Raw genomic sequence first — 25,789 nt, 5'->3', positions numbered from 1 at the left:
ATCATACGACCGGCTCGGTTCCAATGACCCGATCGGTGTCCAACGCGTCGAGCTCATCCTCGCTCAGGTCGAGCAGGCGCGTCAGCACCTCGCGGTTGTGCTGGCCGAGCGTCGGCGCCGGCCATTCGACGGCATAGGGCCGGCTCGCGCCATCCTGGGCCGCCGGACGGAACGGCGCGGAGGGGTTGGGCTGATTGCCGACGTACGCCCGCTCACGCCACTGCCAGTAGCCGCGGGTCTCGAGATGCGGGTCGTAGAGCACGTCGAGCGTGTTGCGCAGCACGGCCGCTGGCACGCCCGCGGAGGTGAGGCGCCGTTCCAGGGCCAGACCGTCGTGGAGCTTGGTGCGGGTAGCCAGAGCCGCGTCGAGTTCGTCCTCGTGCTGCTTGCGGTTCGTGGCATCTGCGAAACGCGGGTCCTCGGCGTCCATGCCCAGAACGTCGCAGAGCTCCCGCCACTGGCTCCCGGTCTCGACCGTAATCGTGATCCAGGGCTCCGCGCCGATGCACGGGTAGACGCCCCACGGCGCGAACAGCGGGTGGCGGCCGCCTGAGCGTTCGGGTGGGGCGCCGCGGACCGCCTGCTCGATCAGGCCGTGGGCGGCGAGCGGGAACATGGACTGGACGTGGGAGAGGTCGACGTACTGGCCCTCGCCTGTTCGCCGCCGGTGGCGCAGGGCGGTCAGGAGCGCCGCGGCGGCGTTGATACCGGCGATCGGGTCGCCGAGGGCGACGTGCTGCATGGTCGGCGGGTCGCCGGCGCGGCCGTTCAGATGGGGCAGTCCGGACGCCTGCTCGACGGTCGAACCGTAGGCGCGGTGGTTCATCCATGGGCCGCTCCTGCCGAAGGGCGGCATGGAGACCATGACCAGCTCGGGGTTCACCTGGCGAAGCCTCTCGTAGTCGAGGCCCAGTTTGGGCAGGACACTGGCGGTGTAGTTCTCGATCACCGCGTCCGACTTCGCGACGAGGCGCAGCAGGAGATCGACGCCGCGCCGGCTGGTCAGGTCGAGGGTGATCCCCAGCTTGTTGCGGCCGGTCGTGTTGAAGGCGGTCGACTGCTCGTAGAGCTTCTGGGCGATCGACTCGAGCGTCGATTCCCAGCCGCGCCACCAGTCGAAGTACTGGCAGGACTCCACCTTGATCACCTCGGCGCCCAGGTCGGCGAGCTGGCGGGTGGCGAGTGGGCCGGCCCAGCCCATCGTCAGATCGACGATGCGAATGTCGCCAAGGAGCGTGGGACGGCGGGCCTGGGGGGAGGCGCCCAGCGAACGCTCACGCCTCCTCGGTGGATGGAGGGCAGGGCGTTCGCTCCGCTCCGCTCGCTCTGGTTGGGCGTCGGTTTTCGCACGGCATCGGCAGTCGCTCGCTCCGAGGTCGCTGGGCGCCTCCCCCCAGGCCCGCCTTCTGCCGTGCTCTCCCAGGCGCGGAGCCGAGCCCCCTGGCGTGGCGGGCGTGCGGTGCAGGCGGTACGGAGCGCCGGGCGCGACGAAGCTGCCCTGGTCGGGGTGTTCGGCTTTGACCCAGGCGCCGCGATCCCGGAACTGCTCGAGGTCGAACAGCTCCGCCGGTGTCGGCGCGAGCGCCAGGGGGACGCGCGCTGCCTGGCCTGCCTCCACCCACTCGTGGGCGGTCCGTTCCAGCAGCCGTGGCCCGATCGCGGCGTCGATCGCGTCGGCGTCTTCGAGGCGGTTGATTGACACCTGGTAGCGGGGCTCTGTCCCGAGTTCGTCAAGCCCCAGGAGCGCGCACAGGCTCCGCCACTGGGAGGGCGTCACCGTGCTCACACCGAGCCAGCCGTCACGGCAGGGATAGATGCCGACCGGATACGTGGGCCAGAAGCGGTTGATGCCGATCCGGGGCCGGATTTCCCCCGTCGCGAGGGTTCCCGACGGGCCGGGCTCGGTGATGCACATGGCCGCCTCGTAGATCGAGACGTCCAGGTGCAACGGGGCGTCGAGCCGCCCCGTCTCCCGCGCCAGCAGGTGGCCGACGGCGCCGACGTAGGCCAGCGTCCCGGCGACCACTTGCGGCGTGTGCCCGGTGGCCAGGATGGGTGGCCCCTCGGCCGGTCCGATCGCCCTGGCAGCGCCAGTGTGGGTGCTGATGACGGGGTCCGTGGCGGGGCGTCTGGCGTAGGGACCCGAGGCGCCGAACCAGGAGATCGAGATCCGGGTCTGGCCGTCGAGCAGTTGCCTTTCGACGGCGGGGTCGTCGTCGAGGATGAGATCCGCGCCGGTGAGCAGGTCGCGGGCGTCGGGGTCCTCCGGTCCGGCCGCGACACTTCGCTTGCCGAGCGAGAGCCAGGTCGCGAGCGCACTGGCTTCGGGCGCCGACGTCTGCGGATGGATCGGATGCAGGCGGCGAATCGGGTGGCCTTCGCCCGGCGGCTCCAGGTTCGTCACCGTCGCGCCGAGGTCGCGGAAGAGCTTGCCGCAGTAGGCGGTGGCGACCGTACCGGCGAGGTCGACGACATGGATCCCGGCCAGGGCTCCGGTAGTGGTGTCTTCGTTCTGCATGGACCTGGATGGAGGCGGGGAGTGTAGATCGGAAGGGCGTAGGATGCCTCGGGTGAATCGTCAGGTTTATCTCCGGCTGTCCGTCATGATGCTCCTGCAGTACGGGGTCTGGGGTGTCTGGCTGCCGGTGCTGGCGCGCTACCTCCAGGCCGGTCAGGCCGAGGGCGGTCTGGGGTTCAGCCCCGGGCAGGTCGGCTGGATTCTGGGCCTGGCGAGTTCGATCGGCGCCGTTACCGCGCCGTTCGTCGCCGGCCAGCTCGCCGATCGCTCGTTCTCGACCCAGCGCGTCCTCGCCGTGTTGCTGCTGGCCGGCGGCGCGATCAAGATCGTCACGGCGTACCAGACGAGCTTCTCCGCCTGGCTCTGGCTCTCCGTGGCGTATTCCGTCCTCTACACGCCAACGCTGGCGCTCTCGAACTCGCTCGCCTTCGCGAATCTCGACGATCCCGACACCCAGTTCCCGAAGGTGCGGGTCTGGGGCACGATCGGCTGGATCGCGGCGAGCTGGGCGTTCCCGCTGTTCTGGCTGCTCTCCGACGTCCGGTTCTCCTGGCTGCCGCCGTTCTATGCCGGGACGGAAGCGGTGGATGCGACCGCCAGACTGGTCGATTCACTGATCTGGAGCGGCGTACTGGCGTTCGGCTACGCGCTCTTCTGCCTCTTCCTGCCGCCGACGCCGCCGCGGCGGGACGCGGAGGAGAAGCTCGCCTTCGCCAAGGCCTTCGGGCTGTTCCGCCAGCGCTCGTTCGCCGTGCTGGTCGCGGCGAGTCTGCCGATCGCGGTGATCCACCAGATCTACTTCATGCAGACGGCGCCGTTCATGAGCGAGGTCCTGGGGCTTCCGGACAGCCGGATCGGACCGGCCATGAGCATCGGCCAGTTTGCCGAGATCGCGGTCATGGTGGCCACCGGCTGGCTGCTGGCCCGGCTCGGGTTCCGCGGCGTGATCGTCATCGGCGCCTTCGCCTACTGCGCCCGCTACGCGATCTTCGGCAGCGACTTCCTGCCCGTCGAGGTGATCGTCGCCAGCCAGGCGTTGCACGGCCTCTGCTACGCATGCTTCTTCGCCGCCGCCTTCATCTACGTCGACCGGATCGCCGAGCCGGACGTCCGCCACTCGGCCCAGACCGTGTTCGGGATCGTGATTCTCGGTCTCGGGCCGGTCCTGGCGGCGCCGGTGCTCCAGGTGCTGTCCGAAGCCTTCACGAACGACGCCGGCGTGCTGGACTACTCGGCGCTGTGGTACTCGCTGTCGGCGCTGGCGCTGGTCACGATGTTGGGGTTTGGCGCGTTGTTCCGGGATCAGACGTCGCAGACGCGAACGCCGTGAGCTAGCGCGGCCAGCTTGTCCTCGCCCTTGGGGATGTCGTGCAGTGTCTGCGATCGTCAGACGTCGCAGACACTCACACCATGCGCAAGAGCAGCGAGTTTGTCGCTGCTCTTGGGAATGAACTCCTGGCCCACGATGCCCGTGTAGCCGGTTTCGAGGATCGCGCGCATGATCGCCGGGTAGAACAGCTCCTGGTTCTCGTCGAGCTCGTTGCGTCCGGGGTTGCCGGCGGTGTGGTAGTGGCCGATGTGTTCGTGGTAGTCGCGGATCGTGCGGATCACGTCGCCTTCCATGACCTGGGCGTGGTAGATGTCGTAGAGGATCTTGAAACGGTCGGATGCGACGCGGTCCACGAGTTCGACCAGCCAGGGCATGTTGTCGGCCATGTAGTCGGCGTGGTTGACCTTGGAGTTCAGCAGCTCCATGCAGATCGTGACGCCCTTCTGCTCGGCGTGGCCGGTGATCTGCTTCAGGGCCGCCACGCAGTTCCCGAGGCCCTCGCTATCGGGCATGCCGTTGCGGTTGCCCGAGAAGGTGATCACGTTGGGGAAACCGGCCTCGGCGGTGGCGTCGATCGCGGCCGTGATCGCCGCCAGGCAGGCCTCGTGGTTGGCGGGATCATTGATGCCCTCGGTGATGCCGTGGCTGTTCGTCATGGCGCAGGAGAGACCGTGTTCCCGCAGCGTCGGGAAGGCCTCGGGGCCGAGGATCTCGATCGACTCGAGGCCCATCGCGCTGGCGGCGGCGGCGAGTTCCTCAAGCGGCATGCGGCCGTAGCACCACTGGCACACCGACTGGCGGATTCTCCCGTTCGTGATCACTCGCTCCTGTTGGGCGGGAGTAGCCGTGGGAACGGCAGCAGCCGCGGCTACCGAAGCGGCGCCGGCGATCAGGGTGCGGCGGGACAGGGACTCTGGGTTCACGGGTCAGTCCTCCCGGTGGACGTCGTTGCCTGGAGTGGAGAGGGAAGTTCGATTGTACTGTTCGCCGCGGGGTACGATCGTCGCGATGAAGTTCAGGGCAGGCTCGGGAAGAAGGTGGCTGGCGCCGACGGGCGTGGCCGCGTTCGCCCTGCTCCTCGCCTCCCTGTTGCCCGCCCAGTGGTGGCGCCCGGTGCCCGCGCGCTACCCGGAGGAAGGACGCCAGTACCTCGAGGGCTTCGTGTTCTGCCGTGGCCAGTACCGGCAGGTCGTGGACGAGTGGCTGGGGCAAGGCTGGTTCACGGACTATCCCGACTCCGAGTACAACTTCATGACCCGCCTGGCCCAGTTGACGACGGTCGAGATCCAGCGCACCGCCTACGGCGACCCGGAGCATCTGGTTCTAACGCTGGACGATCCGCGTCTGTTCGAGTTTCCGTTCCTGTTCATGTCGGACGTCGGCACGATCGGTATCGACGATGTCGAGGCGGAGAACCTGCGGAAGTACCTGCTGGCCGGAGGCTTCCTCTACGTCGACGACTTCTGGGGCCCGCAGGCCTGGGACCGCTGGGCGGGTCAGATCGGGCGGGTGCTGCCGCCGGGCGAGTACCCGATCGTGGACATTCCGCTGGACCACCCCATCTTCAGGACCTTCTTCACCGTCGAGGAAGTGCCGCAGATCCCGTCGATCCAGTACTGGAACATGACCGGCCGGGCGGACACGTCGGAACGGGGCCACCGCTCCGCCGAGCCGCATTTCCGCGGCATCTTCGACGAGCACGGCCGGCTCATGGTCGCGATGACCCACAACACGGACATCGCGGACGGCTGGGAGCGTGAAGGGGAGTCGCGGGAGTTCTTCGAGCGTTTCTCGCTGACGAAGTCGTATCCGTTCGGCGTCAACCTGGTTCTGTACGCGCTGTCGCACTGATGGCTCGAAGGACGCGCAGTTCCCTGCTGTTCGCAGCCGGCGCAGCTTTGACCGCCACGACCGCCTTCGCTGCTCCCGTTGAATCGGAGCCGGATGCCCCAGTGCGCACAGTCGCTGCCCAGCACCTCGCCGGCTCCGTCTACCTTCTGACCGGCGCGGGAGGCACTATGGCGGCGTCGGCGGGAAGCGATGGCCTCCTGCTCGTGGACAGTGGGCCCGTTCCCCTGACGGATGGGCGCTATGTTGCGCTGCTTGAGCAGCTCCGCACGGCGATCGAGGAGATCGGTTCGGGATCGCCCAGGTTCGTCGTGAACACGCACGCGCACAGTAGCAACATCGGTGGGAACGCGATGTTCGGCGCGGAGGCAAGGATCGTGGCGCACACCAAGGTTCGCGACCGTCTGACCGGCAAGCTCCGGCCGGGAAAGAGGCGCATCGAAGCGGTGGTCGGCCCTCCCCACCGAGGCAGCCACTCTGAGAGCTTCTGGGAGCGTTGGGACCGGCGGCGGCCGGTACGGCGCGTTCGGAGTGCCTACTCGAAGGAAGCGATGCCCGTACTGACCTACGACGACGGCATGTCGATTCAGTTCAACGGCGAGGAGGTCGTGATCGGACATCTGCCGGCCGGGGTTACCGATGGCGACAGCTTCGTCCACTTCACCGGCTCGAACGTCGTCCACGTTGGCGACCAGTTCCGACCCGGCCGGTTTCCGTACGTCGACATGTCGTACGGTGGCAACGCGGTCGGGCTCAGGGAGAGCATCGGGTGGCTCATCGACTACCTGCCGTACGACGTGAAGGTGGTCTCTTCCCATGGCCCGGTGTCGTCTGTCGACGACTTGAAGACGTACCACCGTATGCTCACGGAGTGTGTAGCCGTGGTCAAGGATGCCAAGGATGCCGGGAAGCGACTGAAGAAGATCCGAGCGGCCGGACTCCCCACGGAGTGGAGTGGCTGGGGTTGGGGCGGCATCACGGAACCGGTCTTCATCGGCTTCATCTACGACAGCCTGTAGGAGGATCGGGAACGGATTGTCCGGTCCACCGACGCGGACTGCTATAGGGTCCGACAACGCGTCCGGAGGTTGCCGGCGCGGCCTCACCACCCTCCTGCGAGGACAGACGCATGGCACCCATGACGCTTCGTTCCCGTTTCCTGGCGACCCCTGGCGCTGTCGCAGCCCTGCTTGCCCTCCCCGCCGCAGCGCAGCAGGACTTCTCGGCCGTCGAGGTGACCGGCGAACACGTCGCGGGCACCGTCCACATGCTGACCGGCGCCGGCGGCAACATCGGCGTTTCGGCCGGCGAGGACGGCATCCTGATCGTCGATGATCAGTTCGCGCCGCTGGCCGACAAGATCCGGGCGGCGCTCGCGGGGATTTCGCCCGGCGACCTGGAGTTCGTCGTCAACACCCACTTCCACTTCGACCACACGGGCGGCAACGTGATCTTCGGCAAGGAGGCGCTGATCGTGGCGCATACGAACGTGCGCAAGCGTCTGGCGGAGGGCGCCGGCGTGCGCGGCCGGCCCGCCGAGCCGGCGCCGAAGGAGGCTCTCCCCGTGGTGACCTACGACGACGGAGTGTCGATCCACTTCAACGGCGAGGAGATCATGATCGGTCACCTGACCGGCGGCCACACGGACGGCGACAGCTACATCTACTTCACGGACTCGAACGTCATCCACCTGGGCGACCAGTACTTCGCAGGACGCTTTCCCTTCGTTGACGTCGGCAACGGCGGCAACGCGGTGGGCCTGCGCGACAGCATCGGGGAGGTGCTGGAGCACCTGCCGGCCGACGCGAAGGTGATTCCCGGCCACGGGCCCCTGTCGTCGGTCGACGACCTGAAGACGTACCACCGGATGCTCACGGAGTGTGTCGCCACGGTCAAGGCCGGCAAGGCCGCCGGCAAGTCGGTGGAGGAGATCCAGGCTGCCGGACTGCCCGAGGAATGGAGCGGCTGGGCTTCCGGTTTCATCAACGAGTCGGTCTTCATCACTTCGATTCACGAGAGTCTGTAGGAGGGTCGCCGTGCCGGTCATGCGTTTGGATGGAGTGCTGCGCTCGGAGCGGGTCGCGGTGGCGGGCACGCTGGTTCTTGCGACCGTTGCGATGGCGGCGCCGCCCGCGACTTCGGATGTGGAAGGCGGCTGGCCGGCGTGGCGTGGCCCGAGCCGAACCGGATCGGCGCCGGCGGGGAATCCGCCGATCGAGTGGTCCGAAACGAAGAACGTGCGGTGGAAGAAGGCGGTGCCGGGTCTCGGCCTGTCGTCGCCCATCGTGTGGGGAGAGCGGTTGTACCTGACGACCGCGGTGCCGACCGGCGAGAAGGTTGGCGATGCGCCGCGGGGCGGCAGGCGCGAGGGCATCCCGCCGGACCAGGTGCTGAGCTACGAGGTCCACGCGCTGGACCGCGCGAACGGGTCGACTGTATGGAAGCGGACCGTGCGCACGGAAGCGCCGTCCGGCGGCACCCATCCCGACGGCACCTGGGCCTCCGGGTCGCCGGTCACGGACGGCGAGGTGCTGGTGGCCTTCTTCGGTTCGCAGGGCCTCTACGCCTTCGATCTCGACGGGACGGAACTCTGGCGCCGCGACTTCGGCGACATGAGGACCCGGCTCGGCTTCGGCGAGGGAAGCTCGCCGGCGCTTCACGGCGACCGGGTGTTCGTCATCTGGGACCACGAGGACGACTCCTTCATGGTCGCTCTCGACAAGAAGACGGGCGAGGAGATCTGGCGTCGCGACCGCGACGAGATGACGGCCTGGACGACGCCTCTGGTGGTCGAGCATGACGGCCGGACGCAGGTGATCACGAGTGCGACGAACCGGGTCCGGTCCTACGATGCGGACACAGGGGAGCCGATCTGGCAGGCGATGGGGATGACGTTGAACGCGATCCCTTCGCCGGTCTACTCGGACGGCGTCGTCTACCTGACCAGTGGTTTCCGCGGCAGCAAGCTGATGGCGGTGCGGCTCGACGGCGCTGAGGGCGACATCACCGGAACGGACAATGTGGTCTGGTCGGTGGACCGGGACACGCCGTACGTGCCCTCGCCGCTGCTGCACGACGGCGTCATCTACTTCACGAAGTCGAACAACGGGATTCTGTCGGCGTTCGACGCGGCCAGCGGCGAAGCGCTCTATGCGAACCAGCGACTGGGGCCCGTGCGCAACATCTACGCCTCTCCGGTCGCGGTCGGCGACCGCGTCTACTTCACCAGCCGCGACGGCGAGTTCCTCGTGGCAAAGGCGGGGCCGACCTTCGAGGTCCTGGCGGAGAACGAACTCGACGACCGCTTCGACGCGTCGCCTGCCATCGTCGGCGACGAGATCTACCTGCGCGGCCGCAGCAACCTGTACTGCATAGCTACTCCGTAGATTGAACCGGCCGGCGCACCGGCAGTTCCAGTACGACCATCTCGGGAAGCAGGCAAAGGCGGTCGTCGCAAGCCTGGAGACGCATCGAGATCGGAACTGACGCCGGGAGTTGTTCCGGGGCGGAGCTTGAAGGGCGGAGCGCGAAGGTGATGCGCTGCGTGCCTTCGTAGATCAGAACATCGCCGGACTGGGTGCTGACCTGAGTCCGCCGGGGTTCCGGGTAGCGGAGTTTGGTGACCTCGAAGCGGCTGCCGGCACCTTCGACCGTGGTTCCGATCAGGTCTTCCTGGAGGGGTTTGGGGCCGTTGAGGTGCCATCCTTCCCTGATCACGAGGTCGAGGTTGACTTCGTACTCGCCGGTGTCGCTGGCGGGACTCAGGGTGGCGGCGGCAACCACGGCGCCGTTGCCGGCGGTGGCTCGGGCACCGGCGTCGCCTTCGAGCGCCACGGCGAGGCCGGTCAGCATGTAGGTGTAGGCGGCGGGCATCCGTTCGATGTTGGCGGCGAACGCGGCGACGGTGGCGAGAGCGCGGTCGGTGGCGTTCCGGTCGCCGGTGCGGCGCCCGAGTTCGGCGAGCGCGCGGACGGCCACGGAGTTGCCGGAGGGGACGGCGCCGTCGGTCGGGCTCTTCGGCTGGGCGATCAGCAGGTTGGCCTTCTCGCGCTCGGCGATGAAGAAGCCGCTGCCGAGGCTCGGTGGAGCGGGGGCGCCTTCCTCTGCCGGAGCCGGACTGTGATCCCAGAAGCGCTCGACCATTTCCGCCGCGACCGTCGCGGATCGTTCGAGCCACTTGCCGTCGGACGTCACATCGTGCAGAGCGACGAAGGCGTGAGCCAGGTGGGCGTAGTCCTGGACCAGGCCGGGGGTCGACGCTTCGCCGTCCAGCCAGACGCGCCACAGGCCGCCGTCGTCGCGGCGATTGTGTCGCCACAGGAAGTCCGCCGCCCGCGCGGCGACCTCGGCGTAGGCCGGTTCGGCCAGTGCGTCGGCGGCCTCGGCGAGGGCGCGGATCATCATCCCGTTCCAGGAGGTCAGGATCTTGTCATCGCGCAGGGGGTGCGGCCGTTCCTCTCGGATCGGGTAGAGGCGCTCGCGAACGGCGTCGAGGCTGGCCAGGAGATCCCCGAGCGGCACGCCCAGATCGGCGGCGTTCTCGTCGAGCGGCCGGTCGAGGAAGAGAATGTTCCGGTGCTCGAAATTCCCCGTATCCGTGACGCCGAAGAGCCGGATCGTCAGTTCGGCGTCGTCGGGTGACAGCGCCTCGCGAAGCTGGTCCTTCGTCCAGACGAAGAACTCGCCCTCGACCGATTCGCCGTCTGCGGCCTCGCTGTCCGCGTCCGTGGCGGAGTAGAAGGCGCCCTCGGGCGAGGTCATGTCGCGCAGGACGTAATCGGCGGTCTGGCGGGCCACCCGGGCCAGCAGCGGGTCGCCGGTCAGCCGGTAGGCCAGCGCATAGGCGCGGAGCAGGTGGGCCTGGTTGTAGAGCATCTTCTCGAAATGGGGCACGAGCCAGTGCCCGTCCACCGAATAGCGGTGGAAGCCGCCCCCGACCTGGTCGTGGATGCCGCCGCGGGCCATCGCGCGGAGCGTGATCAGCGCGGCGTCCATCGGCGCCCTGTCGCCGGTGCGGAGCGCCTCCTCCAGCAGCAATAGCAGGTTCGTTTCGTTAGGGAACTTCGGCGCGCCGCCGAAGCCGCCGTGGAGCCGGTCCGTGCTGGCGACGAGACCCTGGACCGCCTGGCGGATCACCGCGCGGCCCAGGTTCTTCGCCGCGCCGCGGGCCGCCGTGATCTGCCGAACGAGGTCCGTGATCTGGGCGGCGCTGGCTTCGAGGTCCGCACGCCGCTCGCGCCAGGCCGTGTCGACCTGGCGCATCAGGTTGACGAACTGCTGGGGCGGAAAGTAAGTGGCGCCGAAGAAAGGCCGGCGATCGGGCAGCAGGAAGCTCGACATCGGCCAGCCGCCCCGCTGCTGGGTCACCTGGACCGCGGTCATGTAGATGTCGTCGATGTCGGGCCGCTGCTCCCGGTCGACCTTGATGCAGACGAACAGCTCGTTCATCAGCCGCGCCACTTCGACGTTGTCGAAGCTCTCGCGCTCCATCACGTGGCACCAGTGGCAGGTGGAGTAGCCGATCGAGAGGAAGACCGGCTTGCCCTCCGCCCGCGCCCGCTCGAACGCCTCCTCGCTCCAGGGGAACCAGTCGACCGGGTTGTGTGCGTGCTGGCGGAGATAGGGCGATGTCTCCAGGATCAGCCGGTTCAGGTAGTGCGGCTGGCCATCGGCGTCGACGTGCTCGGTGCGGGGCTCGTAGTCGGCTGGCATTTCCGCCAGCGCCGCCTCCAGCCGGGCCTGGACTTCCGGCGGACGTTCTCCGGCGCCGGGAGGCGGGACGGCGAGGGCGGGGGCGTTCGACACGGTCAGCAGGGCGACGATGAAGCCCCCTGCGATCCAGGCGGCGGTCTGCACGCCATCGAGGATAGCCCGCCGCTGTACCATTCGCCGCGATGCATGAACTGCGGCCCCCGCCGGTGGGCCGGAAGCTGATTCTGGAACTGCGGCGCGAGTTGAAGGCCGCCGGAGACCCCGAGCGGGCGAAGGGGCAGCAGGCCTACATGAAGTCGGAGATGCCCTTCTGGGGCGTGAAGACGCCCGAGCTGAGGAAGATCGGCCGCGCAGCTTTCCAGCGCCATCCGCTGGACGGCTTCGAGGAGTGGCGCTCGACGGTTCTGGACCTCTGGCGCACGGCCGGCCGCCGCGAGGAACGGCACGCCGCGATCGACCTGAGCGGTTACCGCGCTTACCAGCCCATCCGCACGATGAAGGCTCTGCCTGTCTTCGAAGAGATGATCGCTTCCGGCGCCTGGTGGGACTACGTCGACGCGGTGGCGAGCCACCGGCTGCGAGAACTCGTCGAGCGCTATCCGAGGACGATGGCGAGGCGGATGAAGGTCTGGAGCCGGTGTCCGGACATGTGGAAGCGGCGCGCGTCGATGATCTGTCAGCTCGGCCGCAAGGGCTCGATGGATCTGGACCTTCTGTACGCGACGATCGGCGAGAACCTGCTGGAGTCGCGCTTCGGCGGCGAGTTCTTCATTCGCAAGGCGATCGGCTGGGCGCTGCGCGACCTGGCCTGGCACGATCCGGAGGAGGTGCGGCGGTTCGTGCGTGCGCACGAGGAGCGGCTGAGCCCGTTGAGTCGGCGGGAGGCGCTGAAGAACCTGGATCGCGCGCTGGCGCGCGAGAAACGTCGCAGTCCCCGCGCCCGTCAGCGGGCGCGGGGATGTCACGTGGGGACGGAGCCGTGAGGACGGCTTCCATCCGGCGCGGGACCGCCGTCCTCGTCGCGGCGCTTCTGCTGCCGGCGGCGCTGGCATGCCGGGGCGCCGGCGACGAGCGGCTCCGTTGGGTCGACTGGGCGAACGAAACCCATCGTCAGGTCGTCGTCGACCGGGAGCCGGGCCAGTACCTCGGCCATCCGACGACGGTGCTCCTCTCCGACCAGCGCTCGATCCTGACCGTCTATCCGAAGGGCCACGGGGCCGGTCCGGTCGTCATGAAGCGCAGCGGCGACGGCGGACTCAGCTGGAGCCAGCGGCAGCCGACGCCGGCGAGCTGGGCGACGTCGATGGAGACGCCGACCGTCTTTCCGGTCGACCTCGCGGACGGCCGGCGGCGGCTCATCATGTTCTCGGGGCTCTACCCGGTGCGGATGGCTCGCTCGGACGACGAGGGCGAGACCTGGACCGAACTCGAGCCGATCGGTCACTTCGGCGGCGTCGTCGCCATGTCGTCGGTCGAGCGCCTGCGCAGCCTGGATGGCGAACTGATGGCGCTGTTCCACGACGACGGACGCTTCTTTCGCCGGCCGACGTCCCGCTACGAGCGAATCCCCGGTTTCGAACCGGAGTTCAAGGTCTACAAGACGGTCTCGCTCGACGACGGTCTCACCTGGTTGGAGCCGGAAGTGATCGCCCGGCATCCCGAGGCGCACCTCTGCGAGCCGGGGCTGATCCGTTCGCCGGACGGCCGGGAGATCGCCGTGCTGCTCAGGGAGAACAGCCGCCGGTTCAACTCCTTCGTCATCTTCTCGCCCGACGAGGGCCGTACCTGGAGCCGGCCGATCGAACTGCCGGCTTCGCTCACCGGTGACCGGCACGTCGGCCGCTATACGCCGGACGGCCGCCTGTTCATCACGTTCCGCGATCAGGAGCCGGCCAGCCCGTGGCGCGGCGACTGGGTCGGGTGGCTGGGCCGCTACGAGGATCTACGCCGGGGTGCCCGCGAACCCTGGGCGGGCCAGGCGCGGGTGCGTCTGATGGACAACAGGTACGCCGCTGACACGGCGTACCCGGGCCTCGAGCTGTTGCCGGACGGCACCTTCGTGACGACGACCTACGGTCACTTCACGCCGGGGGAGGAACCCTGGATCGCGTCCGTACGTTTCGCGGTGGCGGAACTGGACGAGGCCTCATCAGCGGCGCCGGCAGGCGTGCCTCCGAAGCCCGTGCTCCGGGTGGGGACCAGCGGCGACTATCCGCCGTTCTCGACCGTCGGGGACGTGGCGACCGATGGTTCCGCGAGTCGCAGCGGCTTCGCCGTCGAGGTTGCTGAGCGCCTCGCGCGGGACCTCGGCTACGACCTGGAGTTCGTCCCCTTCGCCTGGCCGGACCTGGGGAGCGCGGTCGCGGCGAACGGCTTCGACGTGGCGATGGGCGGCGTGACCTGGCGGCCAGGCCGCGCCGCTGCCGGATGGATGAGCCGGGCGGTCGCATCCGGCGGGCCGTGCGTCGTCTCGGCGGAGGACGCGCCTTCGCCGCTTACCCGCGTGGCGGTGAATCGCGGCGGCATCCTGGAGCCCTGGACGCGGGACCGCTTCGGCAACGGCGCCACCCGGATCGTCGCCGTGGACGACAACCTGTCTCTACCCGGCCGCCTGGAACGCGGCGAGGTCGACGCCTTCGTCACCGATTCGTTCGAGGTCGAGCACTTCGGCCGCGAAGACTGGCGGCGTCGCTGCGAAGCTCCGGTCGACCGGAAGGTCTTCTGGGTCGCTCCCGGGAGCGCGGACGACCTCGGACCCGCGATCGACCGCTGGATCCAGCGCAACGAAGGCTGGCTGGAAGGTCGGCGCGAGGAGTGGTTCGGCCGCGGCCAGGGCCGCGACGAACTGGACCATCTGCTCGATCTCGTGGCCCGTCGGCTCGCCTTCATGCCGCCGATAGCGGTCTGGAAGGCGGCGCGCGGCGTGCCGGTCGAGGATCCGGAACGCGAACGGATCGTGCTGGAGGCGGCCGAGCGGACGGCGGCGGAGTTCGGGCTCGACCCGGCGCCGGTACGCGAGTGGTTCGCGCTCCAGATCGACCTGGCGAAGGCGGTGCAGGGCCGGACCGCGCCGCCGGCGCCGACACTGGAACTGGACGCGATGCGGCCGGCCCTGATCCGCCTCGGCGAGCGCCAGGTGCGGGCTCTGCGGGCGATGGCCGCCGGACCGGTCCGAGAGCCCGCCCCCGAAGACCTCGAGGTCCTCGCGTCGTATCTGAGCGGCGTGGAGACGGAGAGAGTGCGCGCCGGACTGGCGCGGCTTCTGGCGGGGCTGCAGCGCTAGTTCATCGCCGCGATGATGGCGCGCGCCATCTGCCAGGTCGACGACTGCCCGCCCAGATCGGGCGTCAGACTGCGGCCTTCCTCGAGGACCGCGGTCACGGCCTGATCGATCCGGGCCGCGTCGTCGTGGCGGTCGAAATGCCGCAGCAGGGCGGTGGCCGGCGTCAACAGCGGCAGCAGGTTCGCCTGGCCGGTGCCGATCAGATGGGGGGCGTCGCCGTGGACCGCCTCGAAGACGTGGCAGTCGTCGCCGACGTTGATCGCGTGGCCGGTGGAGATGCCGCCCGCGAGGCCTGCGCCGAGGTTGCTCAGGATGTCGCCGTAGAGGTTGTCCATCAGCATGACGTCGAAGTCGTACGGGTTGAGCACCATGCGCATGCAGGCCGCGTCGACGATGCAGTCGTCGACCTCGATGTCGGTGTACCCGGCGGCGACGGAGCGGACCGTGTCCAGGAACAGGCCGTCGCTCTGCTTCATGATGTTCGCCTTGTGGATCACGGTGATCCTCTTGCGGTCGTGCCGCCTGGCGATGCGGAAGGCGTAGTCGGCGATCCGGCGGCAGGCGTCGCGGCTGACCACCTTCATGCTCTCGACCACGCCGTCGACGATCTCGTGCTCGATGCCGCGGTAGACGCTCTCGGTGATCTCGCGGATCAGCAGCACGTCCAGGTCGGGATAGCGGGTGGGGAGACCCGGCATCGACCGGACCGGGCGCACGCTGGCCCAGAGTCCCAGCATCTGCCGGAGCGCGACGTTCGGGTTCTGCGGCCCGGGTCCGACCCGCACGGCGTCGGGGCCAGGACCGATGAGCCGTGTCTTGAGTGCCACCCGGCAGTCGCGGATCGCCTCGGCGGCTTCACCGAGAACGGTTTCCGTGTTCCGTCGCACTGCGGTCGGCACATCGACGCGGACGAAATCGAAACGGGCGCCCGCGGACTCGAGGATCTCGAGTACCGGCGGCGCGGTCTCGGCGCCGATGCCGCTCGTGCCGACGATCAGGGCCACCCTGGGCCGCGCCGTGTTCCGATCCGCCCCCGAACCGGCGTTGCCGTTCGCGGTCATCGGCCGGCCTCCCGCTCCAGGGCAACGCCCTCGAGTTCGTGGAGAAGGGCGTCCGTGAGCTCGGACGTGTTGGCCGAGCCCCCCAGGTCGCGGGTCAGGGACTTCCCGCCGACGAGCAGTCGCTCGACGCCGGCGCGGAGGTGATCCGCGGCGTCGGATTCGCCGACGTACCGGAGCATCAGCTCCGCCGACAGGATGAGGGCGATCGGGTTGGCAAGGTCGCGGCCGGCGATATCGGGGGCGGTGCCGTGAACGGCCTCGAAGACGGCGCAACCATCGCCGTAGTTCGCTCCCGGAACGACGCCGAGGCCTCCGACCAGACCCGCGCAGAGGTCGCTCATCAGATCCCCGTCGAGGTTGCCCATGACCAGCATGTCGAAGCGGGTGGGGTCCGTGGCGAGCTCGAGCGCGAGGTTGTCCAGCGGCAGGTAGTCGACCTGGAAGAAGGGGTAGCGCCGCGCGCACTCGCGGGCGCAGTCCAGGAACAGGTTGTCCGACAGCGGCGTGATGGACGCCTTGTGCACGATGGTCAGCTTCTTCCGGCCGTGGCTGCGGGCGTACTCGAAAGCGAACTGCATGATGCGGCGCGAGGCGTCCCGGGTGACGATCCTGAGCGCCTCGACCACGCCGTCGACGACCTCGTGCTCGCGGCCGCTGTAGAGCCCCTCCGTGTTCTCGCGGACGATGATCTGGTCGACATCCTGGTAGCGGGCCAGCGTGTTGCCCGGCATCGAGCGCACGGGCCGGACGCAGGCGAACAGGTCGAGGGACTGCCGGAGGAGGACGTTGACGCTGCGCCAGCCGCCCGCTACGGGCGTCTGGAGCGGCCCCTTGATGGCGATCCGGTTGCGGCGGATGGAGTCGATCGCCTCGTCGGGGAGCGGCGACAGTCCCTGGTCGACCGCCGTGCTGCCGGCCACGACCGGTTCCCATTCGATCCGGCCGCCGGTGACGAAGTCGACCGCGCGCACCATCGCCTTGCTGACCTCGGGGCCGATTCCGTCTCCCGGGAGGAGAGTGACCGCGTACTTCAAGCCGCGTCGTCGACCATCGCCTCGATCAGGCAGGGGCCCGGTTCCGCGAAGCCGCGTTCGAGCGCCTCCGTCAGTTCCTCGCCGGTCCGCACCTGAACGGCCGGCATGCCGAAGCCGCGGGCCAGGTCGAGCCACTCGACGCGGGGGCCGGAGAGGTCGGTCAGGTTGACGCTCTGTGGCCCGAGCTCTTCGACCCCGGCGCGGTGGAGCTCCACCTGGAGGATGCGGTAGACGTCGTTCGCGAATACCAGGTTCACGACGTCGACGCCCTCGCGGACCTGGCTCCACAGCGCCTGGATCGTGTAGAGGCCGCTGCCGTCGCCCTCGAGGTTCAGGACCTTGCGGTCCGGACAGGCGATGGCGGCGCCGAGGGAAGCCGGCAGGCCCATGCCGATGGCGCCGCCGTTCTCCTGGAGGTAGGTGTGGGCCGGCGCGTTCATCGTCGCCGGATAGAAGCCGGCGCCGGCGGTGATCCCCTCGTCCATCACGATCGCCTGCTCGGGCAGGGTAGCGGCGATTGCCTGGGCCGCGACCCGGACGCCGATGGACCCTGTGGGCGTCGGTGGCCTCTCGACCGTCCGGGCCGGAGGTTCCTCCTTCGCGCCGAGCGCGCCAGCGAGCTCGCTGAGGGCGTGGCCGCTGTCCTCCGTCGGGTGGCTGAGGACGACGACGTCCGTGGACTCCGGGATCAACCGGCTGACGCCGCCCTCGTAGCCGAAGAAGGCGACGGGGTCGAGCGCGCCGGCCAGGACCACGGTGTCAACGCCGCGAAAGAAGTCGACCGCCGGTTCGGGGAAGTAGGGGACGCGCGGCAGCGGTGGCAGATGCGGACCGCGCTCCATGCGTCCACAGAAGGTCTCGGCGGCGAGGCGGCAGTCCGTCTTCGCCTGCACCCTGGCCGCCTCGCGCTGGGCGGCTTCCGTGAAGCCGGAGCTGCCGAGCATCAGCATCGTTCGCTCACCTTTCAGAGTGGCGATGCGGGCTCGATCGACCGCTTCGGGGCCTACAAGCGCGGCGGGCGGGGGAGTTGGTTCGACGATCGGACCGTATGCCTCGTTCCACTGGCAATCGGTGGGCACGATCAGGGTGGCGATCTGGCCGGGATGACGGCGGGCCGCCGAGATCGCGTCCGCCATGTCGCGGGAGATGTGTTCGGCCGAGGCCGCGGTGCGCTGCCAGTCGGACACTGCCCGGACCAGACTCTCGACCTCGGTGTTGAGCGGCGGGTCGTAGTTCCGGTGCCAGGTCGGGTGGTGGCCGATCACGTTGACGAGGGGAGTGCGTCCGCGGCGGGCGTTGTGGAGGTTCGCGAATCCGTTCGCGAAGCCCGGTCCGAGGTGGACGAGAGTCAGGGCGGGTTTGCCGGTCATCCGGCCGTAGCCGTCGGCTGCGCCGGTGGCCACTCCCTCGAACTGGGCTAGCACGCCGCGGACGCCGGGAATCTCGTCGAGCGCGGCGACGAGGTGGATCTCCGAGGTGCCCGGATTCGCGAAACAGACTTCGACGCCGGCGTTTGCGGCGGTCCGGAGCATGGCCTGGGCGCCGTTCATCGGAGCGGGAGGGTAGCAAGCCGCCTCATCGGCGCTCGCGTCCTTCTTGCGCTTCCGCGGTCGGGGTTCGGGACTCGAGCGGCAGTGCGGTCGTGCGCTTGATCTCGTTCAGCACGATGCTGGTGAGCAGGCGGTCGACGCCGGGGATGGCGGCGAGTTCGTCCGCCAGGATGTGCTCGAGGTGCCGGTAGTCGCGGGCCACGATCTTCAGCAGGTAGTCGTGCTCGCCGGTCAGGAAGTGGCACTCGAGCACTTCGGGGAGCTCGCTGATCACCTGGCTGAAGCGGCGCACCGCGTCCGCCTGGTGGTGCGTGAGGAAGACCTGAACGAAGCAGAGCAAACCGAGATTCACGGCGTTGCGGTCCAGCAGGGTGACCTGACGCTGGATCACGCCGCGGTCTTCGAGTTTCCGGAGGCGCTTCTTCAGGCCCGAGGCGGAGAGTTCGACCCGCCGGGCGATGTCGGCATCGGTGCGGTTCGAGTCCTCTTGCAGCAACTCGAGGATCGCGTAGTCCGTGGCGTCGAGGGGGCGGCCGACCGAGCGCTGCGACTCGGTGCTCTGGTGGTTGCTCTTGGAGTCCATTGGGCGGATTCTTGCACAGAGTGGGAGTTGGCCCGGACGAGAGTGTGGAGAGTGGAATCTTCACTTGTTCGCACCTGTTGGTTCTGATAGCGTCCCGCAAGTGGCTGTTGAGATACATCGTGGCACCAGGAACGGCGCCTTCCCTCCGCCGATTGGCGGGCAGCCGCCTCGGCAACCCACGATGGCGCACCTGCTGGCGCCCTGGCTGCGCGGCCGCGAACGTTCCCTGCTGCGTCGCTTGGTGAACCAGGGTGCTCGCCGCGACGTGATGTCGCTGGCCGGCGGCCTGCCGGCGGTGAACCTGTTTCCGGCCGAAACGTACGGCGCGAAGCTGTGCGAGCTTCTGGCCGACCCGTGCTCCGTGCAGTACGGGCCGCCAAGCGGGGCGCTGAAGGAGCAGGTCGCTCTCCTGATGCAGCGGCGCGGCGTTCCGTGTCGCCCGGAGGAGATTCTGATCACGGCGGGCGCCCAGCAGGCGTTGCAGGTCGCGGTGGAGGCGCTGGTGGCAACGGGTGAATGCGTCGCACTCGAGCGCTTCGTCTACACCGGCATCCGCGAAGCGCTCGCGCCGCATTCGCCGCGGCTTCTCACGCTGCCCAGCAGCTTGGACGACGGGCTCGACGTGGAGGCCCTGGAGCGGTATCTGCTGGCCGGGGAACGGCCGCGTCTCGTATACGTGATTCCGGACGCCCACAACCCGCTCGGGGTGAGCTTGACCCGGGAGAAACGTGAGCGGCTCGTCGTTCTGGCCGAGGACTACGACTTCGCGATCGTCGAGGACGATCCGTATGGCCTGCTGTGCTGCGACGGGGAGTTCGAGCAGCCGCTCGCGGCTCTCGACTCGGAGCGGGTCATTCACGTCGGCACGTTCTCGAAGATCCTGGCGCCGGCTCTGCGCTTGGGGTGGATGCGCCTGCCGCGGCCGCTGGTCGACACGTTCGCGGCCGTCAAGGAGGCGGGTGACCTCGAGTGCTCCAGGCTGACCATGCTTGCCGTCGGCCGTCTGCTTGCCGAGCTCGACGTTGAACGCCACCTCGAGTTGTTGAGGTCCACCTACCGGAGCCGCCGGGACGCCTTGCTCGAAGAGCTGGCGGATCGCCTCCCGGACGGCTGCGCTTTCTCAGCACCGGCCGGCGGCATGTTCGTCTGGGTCGAATTGCCCCCGGGGACGGATGGAGAGCGACTGCTCGAGCGGGCCCTGGACGAGCACGGAGTGGCCTTCGTGCCCTCAGCGGCGTTTGCCGATGTCCACGACCTGGACGCGCCGGCCAATGCGGTCCGACTGAGTTTCTCGACGCTGGAGCCGGAATCGCTGCGTCGAGCCGTAGCGAAGTTCGCGGCCTGTCTCTGACGAAGGCGGCAAAGGAAGACAACGGGAGGAAAGAAACATGAGTTTGGGAGTAGCGGAGACAACAGGGACGGGGTATCTGGCGGCGAGCGCCCTCGCGGAAGAGGACTTCTGCCCGATTCTCGGCTTCGATCACCTGGAGCTTTACGTCGGCAACGCGAAGCAGTCGGCCGCCTGGTACTGCCACGCCTTTGGATTCGAGTGCACCGCGGTTCGCGGTCTGGAGACCGGAGAACGGGAGTGCGCGTCCTACCTCGTCGAACAGGGGGACATCCGCCTCCTCTTGACCAGCGGTCTCCATTCCTCGCATCAGGCCGCGCGCTCGGTGCGGCGGCACGGCGACTCGGTCGCGGTCATCGCGCTGTCCGTGCCGGACGCGGACGCGGCGTTCAGCGCCGCCGTGGCGCGTGGTGCCGAGGTGGCCGCGGTCCCGGCGACGGCCGCAGACACTCACGGCCGGCTCCGGCACGCGTCGATCCGTCTCTACGGCGACTGCGTCCTTCAGTTCATCGATCGCCGGGGCTACGGAGGCGTCTTCGGTCCCGGCTTCCGGGCGGCGCCCGTGATCCCCGGCGCCGCCGCCGGCCGCGGCTGCGGCCTGGTCGCGATCGACCACCTGGTGGCCAACGTCGAGCTCGGACGGATGAACGACTGGGCGGCCTTCTTCTCGCAAGTGCTCGGCTTCAGCCAGCTCGTCCACTTCGACGACGAGGCGATCTCGACCGAGTACTCGGCGCTCATGTCGAAGGTCATGCAGGACGGCACGGGCGCGATCAAGTTCCCGATCAACGAGCCGGCCGAGGGCCGGAAGAAGTCGCAGATCGAGGAGTTTCTCGAGTTCCATGAAGGGCCGGGCGTGCAGCACATCGCCTGCCGGACGAACGACATTCTCGGCACCGTCACGCGCCTGCGCGAGAACGGCGTCGAGTTCCTGCACGTGCCGGTCTCCTACTACGAGGACCTGGAGCAGCGGGTCGGGACGATTGACGAGCCCATCGATCGCCTGGCGGAACTCGGCATCCTCGCCGACCGCGACGAAGACGGCTACCTGCTGCAGATCTTCACCAAGCCGGTCGAGGACCGTCCCACGCTGTTCTACGAGATCATCGAGCGGCACGGCGCCACCGGCTTCGGCGCGGGGAACTTCAAGAGCCTGTTCGTCGCGCTGGAGCGGGAGCAGGCGGCGAGGGGGAACCTGTGAGCGCGGTCGAGGCTCCGCCGGTCCCGGTCGCCAGCGGGGACCTGACGACCGGCCGGGCCGACTTCATCGAGCGCGCGCAGACTCGGGGCGACCTGTTCGTCGAGCAGCCCTACGATCTCTACAGCGAGGCGAACCAGGAGACCTGGAGGCGGCTGTACCGGGCGCTTGCCGGGAAGTGGGAGCAGCATGCCCACCCGCGCTTCCTGGACGGCGTGGCGCGTCTGGGCCTGGATCCGGATCGCATCCCGAGGCTCGAGGACGTCAACCGCTTTCTCGAGCCGCTGAGCGGGTTCAGGGCGCGGGCGGTCAGCGGCTACGTGCCGGCCTACCTGTTCTTCGACTGTCTGCGCCGCCGGGAGTTCCCGACGACGATTACTGTCCGCGACGGCGACCGGCTCGACTACCTTCCCGAGCCGGACATCTTCCACGACCTGGCCGGGCACGTGCCGATGCACACGGACCCGGCCTTCGCCGACGTGCTGGTCCGCTTCGGAGACGCGGCGCGGGCGGCGGCACTGCGTGCCGGGGACGGCGATTGCCGGAGCGTCGCCGGAGTTTCCAGGGTCGAAGGGGCGCTCAGGGCACTGGCGCGGTTCTTCTGGTTCACGATCGAGTTCGGCCTGATGCGCCGTCCGGTCGGCGCGGGACTCTGCGCCTATGGCAGCGGCCTCCTGAGTTCGGCGGGCGAGATCGGATACGCGCTCGAGTCTCCCAGGGTGCAGCGCGTGCCCTTCCAGCTCGAATGGGTCGTGAACCAGGGTTTCGAGATCGACTCGCGGCAGCCGCTGCTGTTCGTCGTCGACAGCTTCCGTCACCTGGAGCGCGAGGTGCGCCGGCTGGAGCGCTGGCTCGGCGAGGGTCGCCTGGACAACGTGGCCTCCGGCGAGCCGGCGGTCAGCCGGGAGGACCTGCGCTCCTTCCTGGACGCCGGGTTTCAGTAGCCCGGCGGGGGCTCGAAACCGCCGATGCGCCGGCTCAGCCGCCGGGCGAGGTCGAGGGTCGTGCGGTCCTCGAGGAAGGGCCCCGCGATCTGGAGTCCGACGGGCAGGTCGTCCGAAGCGGTTCCGGCCGGGATCACGGTCGTCGGCAGGTAGGCGACTCCGGTGAGGCCGACCCAGAACGTCTGCTCTCCGTAGGCGCGCTGCTCGCCATTGACGGTGATGCGGCGCGCGCCCATCGGTTCGCCGTGATCGTGGGGAATCGCCGTGGTCGGCAGGCAGGGCAGAAGCACGGCGTCCCAGTCCTTGAAGAACTCGTGCCACTTGCGGCGCATCTGGAGCCGGCGTTCGTTCGCCGACAGCCAGGCGCGGTGTCGCTGCGAGGCCCAGCGCGCGGCGAGCGCGCCTTCCTCTTCCTCGCGCAGGCCGCGCTCGGCGAGTTCCTCGATCTCCTGGTGGCTGAACCCGCCGCACATGGCGGCGCCCAGGAGCTGGCCGAAGACGCGCGTCGCGTAGTCGAACGTGAAGTCGGGTCGGGCCTCGCGATCGACGGTGGCGCCGGCGGCCTCCAGTGCTTCCGCGGCGGCCTCGAGGCGTTCCCGGACCCGGTCGTCGATGGGGCAGGACGGTTCCTCGAACCAGACGGCGACCCGGTAGTCCGAGATGTTGCCGTGGCGAGGCGGCGGCAGTTCCAGTCGGTAGCCGGAAGCGTGCCATTCGTCCGGCCCGGCGAGGAGGTCGAGCCCGAGTCTGAGGTCCTCGACGTTGCGCGCCATCGGTCCGGCTACGGCGATGTCGGCCTGGGTCAGGGTGCCGGGAGGACCCGGAATCTGGCCGAGAGCGGGCACGATGCCGTAGCTCGGCTTGTGGCCGAAGACGCCGCAGGTCGAGGCGGGGCCGCGGATCGAACCGCCGATGTCGCTGCCAAGTTCGAACGGAGTGAACCCGGCCGCCAGTGCCGCGGCCGATCCTCCCGAGGATCCGCCGGGCGTCCGTTCCAGGTTCCAGGGGTTGTTCGTCTGGCCGAAGACCGCGTTGTAGCTCTGCGTGTCGCCGGCGTAGATCGGCAGGTTCGTCTTGCCGAAGATGACGGCGCCGGCGCCGCGCAGGCGGGCGACCGGTACCGCATCGACCTCCGCGACATGGTCGCTGAGCTCGGGCGCGCCGGACGTCGTGCGCATGCCGACGGTCTGGAAGGAGTCCTTGATCGTCATCGCGACGCCGTGCAACGGGCCCAGGTTCCGGCCGTCCGCCAACGCCCGGTCGGCGGCGTCGGCCTCGTGGCGGGCACGGTCGGCGTCGAGGGTGACGACAGTGTTGAGAGGCGGGTTCAACCGTTCGACGCGGTCGAGCAGATGCTCGAGATACTCACGGGAGGAAACGCGGCGGGTCCGGATGGCGGTGGCCGCTTCGGTGGCGGACCAGTACGCAGCGTTCAGGGCCGGCGCCGGATCGGTGGAGATGACGGGAGAGAGTTCGCTCATGGCCCGCAGGCTAGCAGCGGCACACCCGATGGCACCTCGTTTGCAGCACAGTTGGCCTGATCGAATCAGGATGTGGACTATGGTGTCGGCTCACAGGGGACAGGCATGACAATCGTGAACCTCCATCCGCGGCTCTGCGGCAGGAGAGACTCCTGTCGGGCTTTGCTGGCCGTCCTCGCGGCGGCCTTGGCGTTCGGGTATCCCGCGGGAGCCCAGGAGCCGGACGCATCGTCCTCATCTGAGGTCGCTTTCGGCGAGGAGATCGACGTCCGGGTGGTCAACCTCGAGGTCGTCGCCGAGGACGGTGAGGGACGCCGCGTCCCGGGGCTCATGGCGGACGACTTCCAGGTGCTGGTAGACGGTGAGGAGGTCGATGTCGAGTACTTCACCGAGGTCTCGCAGGGGCGTGCGCGGTCGACGTCCGGCGCCGAGACGCCGCCGGCCGTGGGCGAGAGCGATGTCGTCGCCACGAACTTCCTCCTCTTCGTGGACGACGAGCGCACTCTGGTGGCCCAGAGGCGGCCCGTGTTGCGGGGGTTCGCGGACAGGCTCGGCCTACTGGATCCGGCCGACCGGGTGGCCGTCGTCGTGCAGAACGACGGGCGCCTGGAGCTCCTGAGTCCGTTCACGACGGACCGCGAGGCGACCCTGGCCGCACTCGGGAAGCTCGATCGGGGTCGACGTTTTCGCGGCCTGCTGGATTCCCGGCGAGTCCTCAGGACATTCACCGGAGGTCGTGGCGGAACGGCCGCGTACTTCCGCGATGCCGGGCCGCAGAGCTGGGCGTCCGAGGCAGCGGCGGACCTCGCTCGCCACGGCGGAGGCGTGACGGACTACTTTGACGGGGAAACGGGAACAGTCGGGCCGTTGGACAGCCGGACGGTCGTTGCCGAGAGCCTGGGCGCCGCAGGGGAGATCGTGGCGTCCGACCTTGTGTTCGCCGGCATGAAGCCCGACAGTTTCGAGCAGGAAGCGAGAGGCTCGATCCTCGAGCAGGATCTGAGCCTGTCGGTCGATGCCGTGGTCTCGGCGATGCGGGCGCTCGATCCGCCCGAGGGACGCAAGGTGCTTCTGCTTCTGCCGGGATACTGGCCGACCGGGGAGTTTCGGCCCTCCGGTCCGGGTGCCGGGCTGCGGACCGATCTCGAGTTACTGGACGGTCTGATCGACACTGCGAACCTGTTGGGTTACACGATCTATCCCATGGACCAGCAGACCGGTTCGCCGAACACGAGGCTGTGGCAGAACCTGCGCTACGTCGCGCGCGACACGGGCGGCTTGGCCTTCATGGCTGGGAGCAACATCTCGGCTCTCGAGCTGGTCGCCAGCGACACGTCGAACTACTACTGGCTGGGTTTCGTGCCGGAGTACCGGCGCGACGATCGCGTACACGACATCGAAGTCCGGGTACGAGCCCGCGGCGTCCAGCTGCGGGCTCGCCGGGGATACCTGGACCTGTCGCGAGTCGCAGAAGCCGACATGGAGGCTCAACGGCATCTCCTGTTTCCGCGGCAGCGGGAAGCGGACGAAATCGGGCTGAGGGTGAGAACCGGCACCGCCACGTCCCTGCGCGGGAAGCGAATGAGCGTTCCGGTCGATGTCGAAATCCCGGTCGGGAGCTTCACGGCGGTACCTTGGGACGGCCGGTACGTCCAGCGGTTGGAAGTGCGCTTCGCCACCATCGATCGCGACGGCTGGCGGGCGGAACAGCCGGCGATTCCTCTCGACCTGCGTCACGACGCCGCTCCTTCCCAGGACAGCGTGCACTGGTTCCGCGCCGACCTGGAGATGCGGCATCTGCCTCATACCGTGGTCGTCATGGTCCACGATCCCGTGTCGCGCCAGACGGCGAGCGCCCGTATCGAGGTGAAGCCCTGACGGGAACCCGGACCATCCGTA

19 protein-coding genes are annotated in these 25,789 nt (G+C 68.8%); 11 read left to right on the top strand and 8 right to left on the bottom strand.

Translation table 11 applies throughout. The features are described from left to right. Position 1: 1 nt before the first annotated feature. Positions 2-2,518, bottom strand: coding sequence for a CoA transferase (locus OXI49_09320; GenBank protein ID MDE2690698.1), 2,517 nt, complete (start codon positions 2,516-2,518; stop codon positions 2-4). Positions 2,519-2,570: 52 nt separating this feature from the next. On the opposite strand from OXI49_09320, the gene OXI49_09315 reads away from it, so the two are divergent. Further along, a complete protein-coding gene (locus tag OXI49_09315; protein ID MDE2690697.1) occupies positions 2,571-3,848 on the top strand; it encodes an MFS transporter in 1,278 nt (425 codons plus the stop codon). A 56-nt stretch (positions 3,849-3,904) separates the two neighbouring features. Here the strand turns inward: OXI49_09315 and OXI49_09310 are convergent, their stop codons facing one another. After that, complete coding sequence (locus OXI49_09310; protein ID MDE2690696.1) at positions 3,905-4,771, bottom strand: TIM barrel protein; 867 nt, start codon at positions 4,769-4,771, stop codon at positions 3,905-3,907. 85 nt (positions 4,772-4,856) lie between these two features. Between OXI49_09310 and OXI49_09305 the strand changes: the two genes are divergently transcribed. The 4 genes from OXI49_09305 to OXI49_09290 all read left to right on the top strand — a co-directional run bounded on the left by OXI49_09305 (position 4,857) and on the right by OXI49_09290 (position 9,082). Beyond that, positions 4,857-5,699 carry a DUF4159 domain-containing protein gene (locus tag OXI49_09305; GenBank protein ID MDE2690695.1) on the top strand — a complete coding sequence of 281 codons (843 nt, stop codon included), beginning with the start codon at positions 4,857-4,859 and terminating at the stop codon, positions 5,697-5,699. A 101-nt stretch (positions 5,700-5,800) separates the two neighbouring features. After that, positions 5,801-6,715 carry a hypothetical protein gene (locus OXI49_09300; protein ID MDE2690694.1) on the top strand — a complete coding sequence of 305 codons (915 nt, stop codon included), beginning with the start codon at positions 5,801-5,803 and terminating at the stop codon, positions 6,713-6,715. A gap of 119 nt (positions 6,716-6,834) precedes the next feature. Then, a complete protein-coding gene (locus OXI49_09295; protein MDE2690693.1) occupies positions 6,835-7,722 on the top strand; it encodes an MBL fold metallo-hydrolase in 888 nt (295 codons plus the stop codon). Between the two features lie 19 nt (positions 7,723-7,741). Next, positions 7,742-9,082 carry a PQQ-binding-like beta-propeller repeat protein gene (locus tag OXI49_09290; GenBank protein MDE2690692.1) on the top strand — a complete coding sequence of 447 codons (1,341 nt, stop codon included), beginning with the start codon at positions 7,742-7,744 and terminating at the stop codon, positions 9,080-9,082. Here the strand turns inward: OXI49_09290 and OXI49_09285 are convergent. Next, positions 9,072-11,552 (bottom strand): thioredoxin domain-containing protein, encoded by a 2,481-nt coding sequence (locus OXI49_09285; GenBank protein ID MDE2690691.1) that lies wholly within the window; start codon positions 11,550-11,552, stop codon positions 9,072-9,074. The genes OXI49_09290 and OXI49_09285 overlap by 11 nt on opposite strands. A 38-nt stretch (positions 11,553-11,590) precedes the next feature. Between OXI49_09285 and OXI49_09280 the strand changes: the two genes are divergently transcribed. Both OXI49_09280 and OXI49_09275 read left to right on the top strand, forming a co-directional pair. Next, positions 11,591-12,391 (top strand): DNA alkylation repair protein, encoded by an 801-nt coding sequence (locus OXI49_09280; GenBank protein MDE2690690.1) that lies wholly within the window; start codon positions 11,591-11,593, stop codon positions 12,389-12,391. Beyond that, entirely contained in the window at positions 12,388-14,691 is a 2,304-nt protein-coding gene (locus OXI49_09275; GenBank protein ID MDE2690689.1) for a transporter substrate-binding domain-containing protein, read from the top strand. The genes OXI49_09280 and OXI49_09275 overlap by 4 nt, the downstream gene beginning before the upstream one ends. Here the strand turns inward: OXI49_09275 and OXI49_09270 are convergent. From OXI49_09270 to OXI49_09255, 4 genes are read right to left on the bottom strand one after another with little or no spacing between them, the layout of a single operon-like run. Beyond that, the gene (locus OXI49_09270) at positions 14,688-15,752 is read right to left on the bottom strand and encodes an isocitrate/isopropylmalate family dehydrogenase (protein ID MDE2690688.1); all 1,065 of its coding nucleotides are present in this window, start codon (positions 15,750-15,752) and stop codon (positions 14,688-14,690) included. The genes OXI49_09275 and OXI49_09270 overlap by 4 nt on opposite strands. Then, positions 15,749-16,786, bottom strand: coding sequence for an isocitrate/isopropylmalate family dehydrogenase (locus OXI49_09265; GenBank protein ID MDE2690687.1), 1,038 nt, complete (start codon positions 16,784-16,786; stop codon positions 15,749-15,751). Before OXI49_09265 ends, OXI49_09270 begins: the two co-directional genes overlap by 4 nt. Continuing rightward, complete coding sequence (locus OXI49_09260) at positions 16,783-18,336, bottom strand: acetolactate synthase large subunit (GenBank protein ID MDE2690686.1); 1,554 nt, start codon at positions 18,334-18,336, stop codon at positions 16,783-16,785. Before OXI49_09260 ends, OXI49_09265 begins: the two co-directional genes overlap by 4 nt. Positions 18,337-18,361: 25 nt before the next feature. Then, positions 18,362-18,919 carry an Lrp/AsnC family transcriptional regulator gene (locus OXI49_09255; GenBank protein MDE2690685.1) on the bottom strand — a complete coding sequence of 186 codons (558 nt, stop codon included), beginning with the start codon at positions 18,917-18,919 and terminating at the stop codon, positions 18,362-18,364. A gap of 181 nt (positions 18,920-19,100) precedes the next feature. Between OXI49_09255 and OXI49_09250 the strand changes: the two genes are divergently transcribed. The 3 genes from OXI49_09250 to OXI49_09240 are packed head-to-tail and all read left to right on the top strand — an operon-like array spanning position 19,101 to position 22,409. Beyond that, positions 19,101-20,270 carry a PLP-dependent aminotransferase family protein gene (locus OXI49_09250; GenBank protein ID MDE2690684.1) on the top strand — a complete coding sequence of 390 codons (1,170 nt, stop codon included), beginning with the start codon at positions 19,101-19,103 and terminating at the stop codon, positions 20,268-20,270. A gap of 37 nt (positions 20,271-20,307) precedes the next feature. After that, a complete protein-coding gene (gene hppD / locus OXI49_09245; protein ID MDE2690683.1) occupies positions 20,308-21,468 on the top strand; it encodes a 4-hydroxyphenylpyruvate dioxygenase in 1,161 nt (386 codons plus the stop codon). Further along, a complete protein-coding gene (locus OXI49_09240; protein ID MDE2690682.1) occupies positions 21,465-22,409 on the top strand; it encodes a phenylalanine 4-monooxygenase in 945 nt (314 codons plus the stop codon). The genes hppD and OXI49_09240 overlap by 4 nt, the downstream gene beginning before the upstream one ends. On the opposite strand, the gene OXI49_09235 is transcribed toward OXI49_09240, so the two are convergent. After that, positions 22,403-23,890 carry an amidase gene (locus OXI49_09235; protein MDE2690681.1) on the bottom strand — a complete coding sequence of 496 codons (1,488 nt, stop codon included), beginning with the start codon at positions 23,888-23,890 and terminating at the stop codon, positions 22,403-22,405. The genes OXI49_09240 and OXI49_09235 overlap by 7 nt on opposite strands. Positions 23,891-23,995: 105 nt before the next feature. On the opposite strand from OXI49_09235, the gene OXI49_09230 reads away from it, so the two are divergent. After that, positions 23,996-25,768, top strand: coding sequence for a VWA domain-containing protein (locus tag OXI49_09230; protein ID MDE2690680.1), 1,773 nt, complete (start codon positions 23,996-23,998; stop codon positions 25,766-25,768). The last annotated feature ends 21 nt before the right edge of the window (positions 25,769-25,789 follow it).

It is taken from the genome of Acidobacteriota bacterium, from assembly GCA_028875725.1.
Lineage (GTDB): Bacteria > Acidobacteriota > Thermoanaerobaculia > Multivoradales > Multivoraceae > Multivorans.
This window is presented reverse-complemented; position numbering and strand designations above follow the sequence as displayed.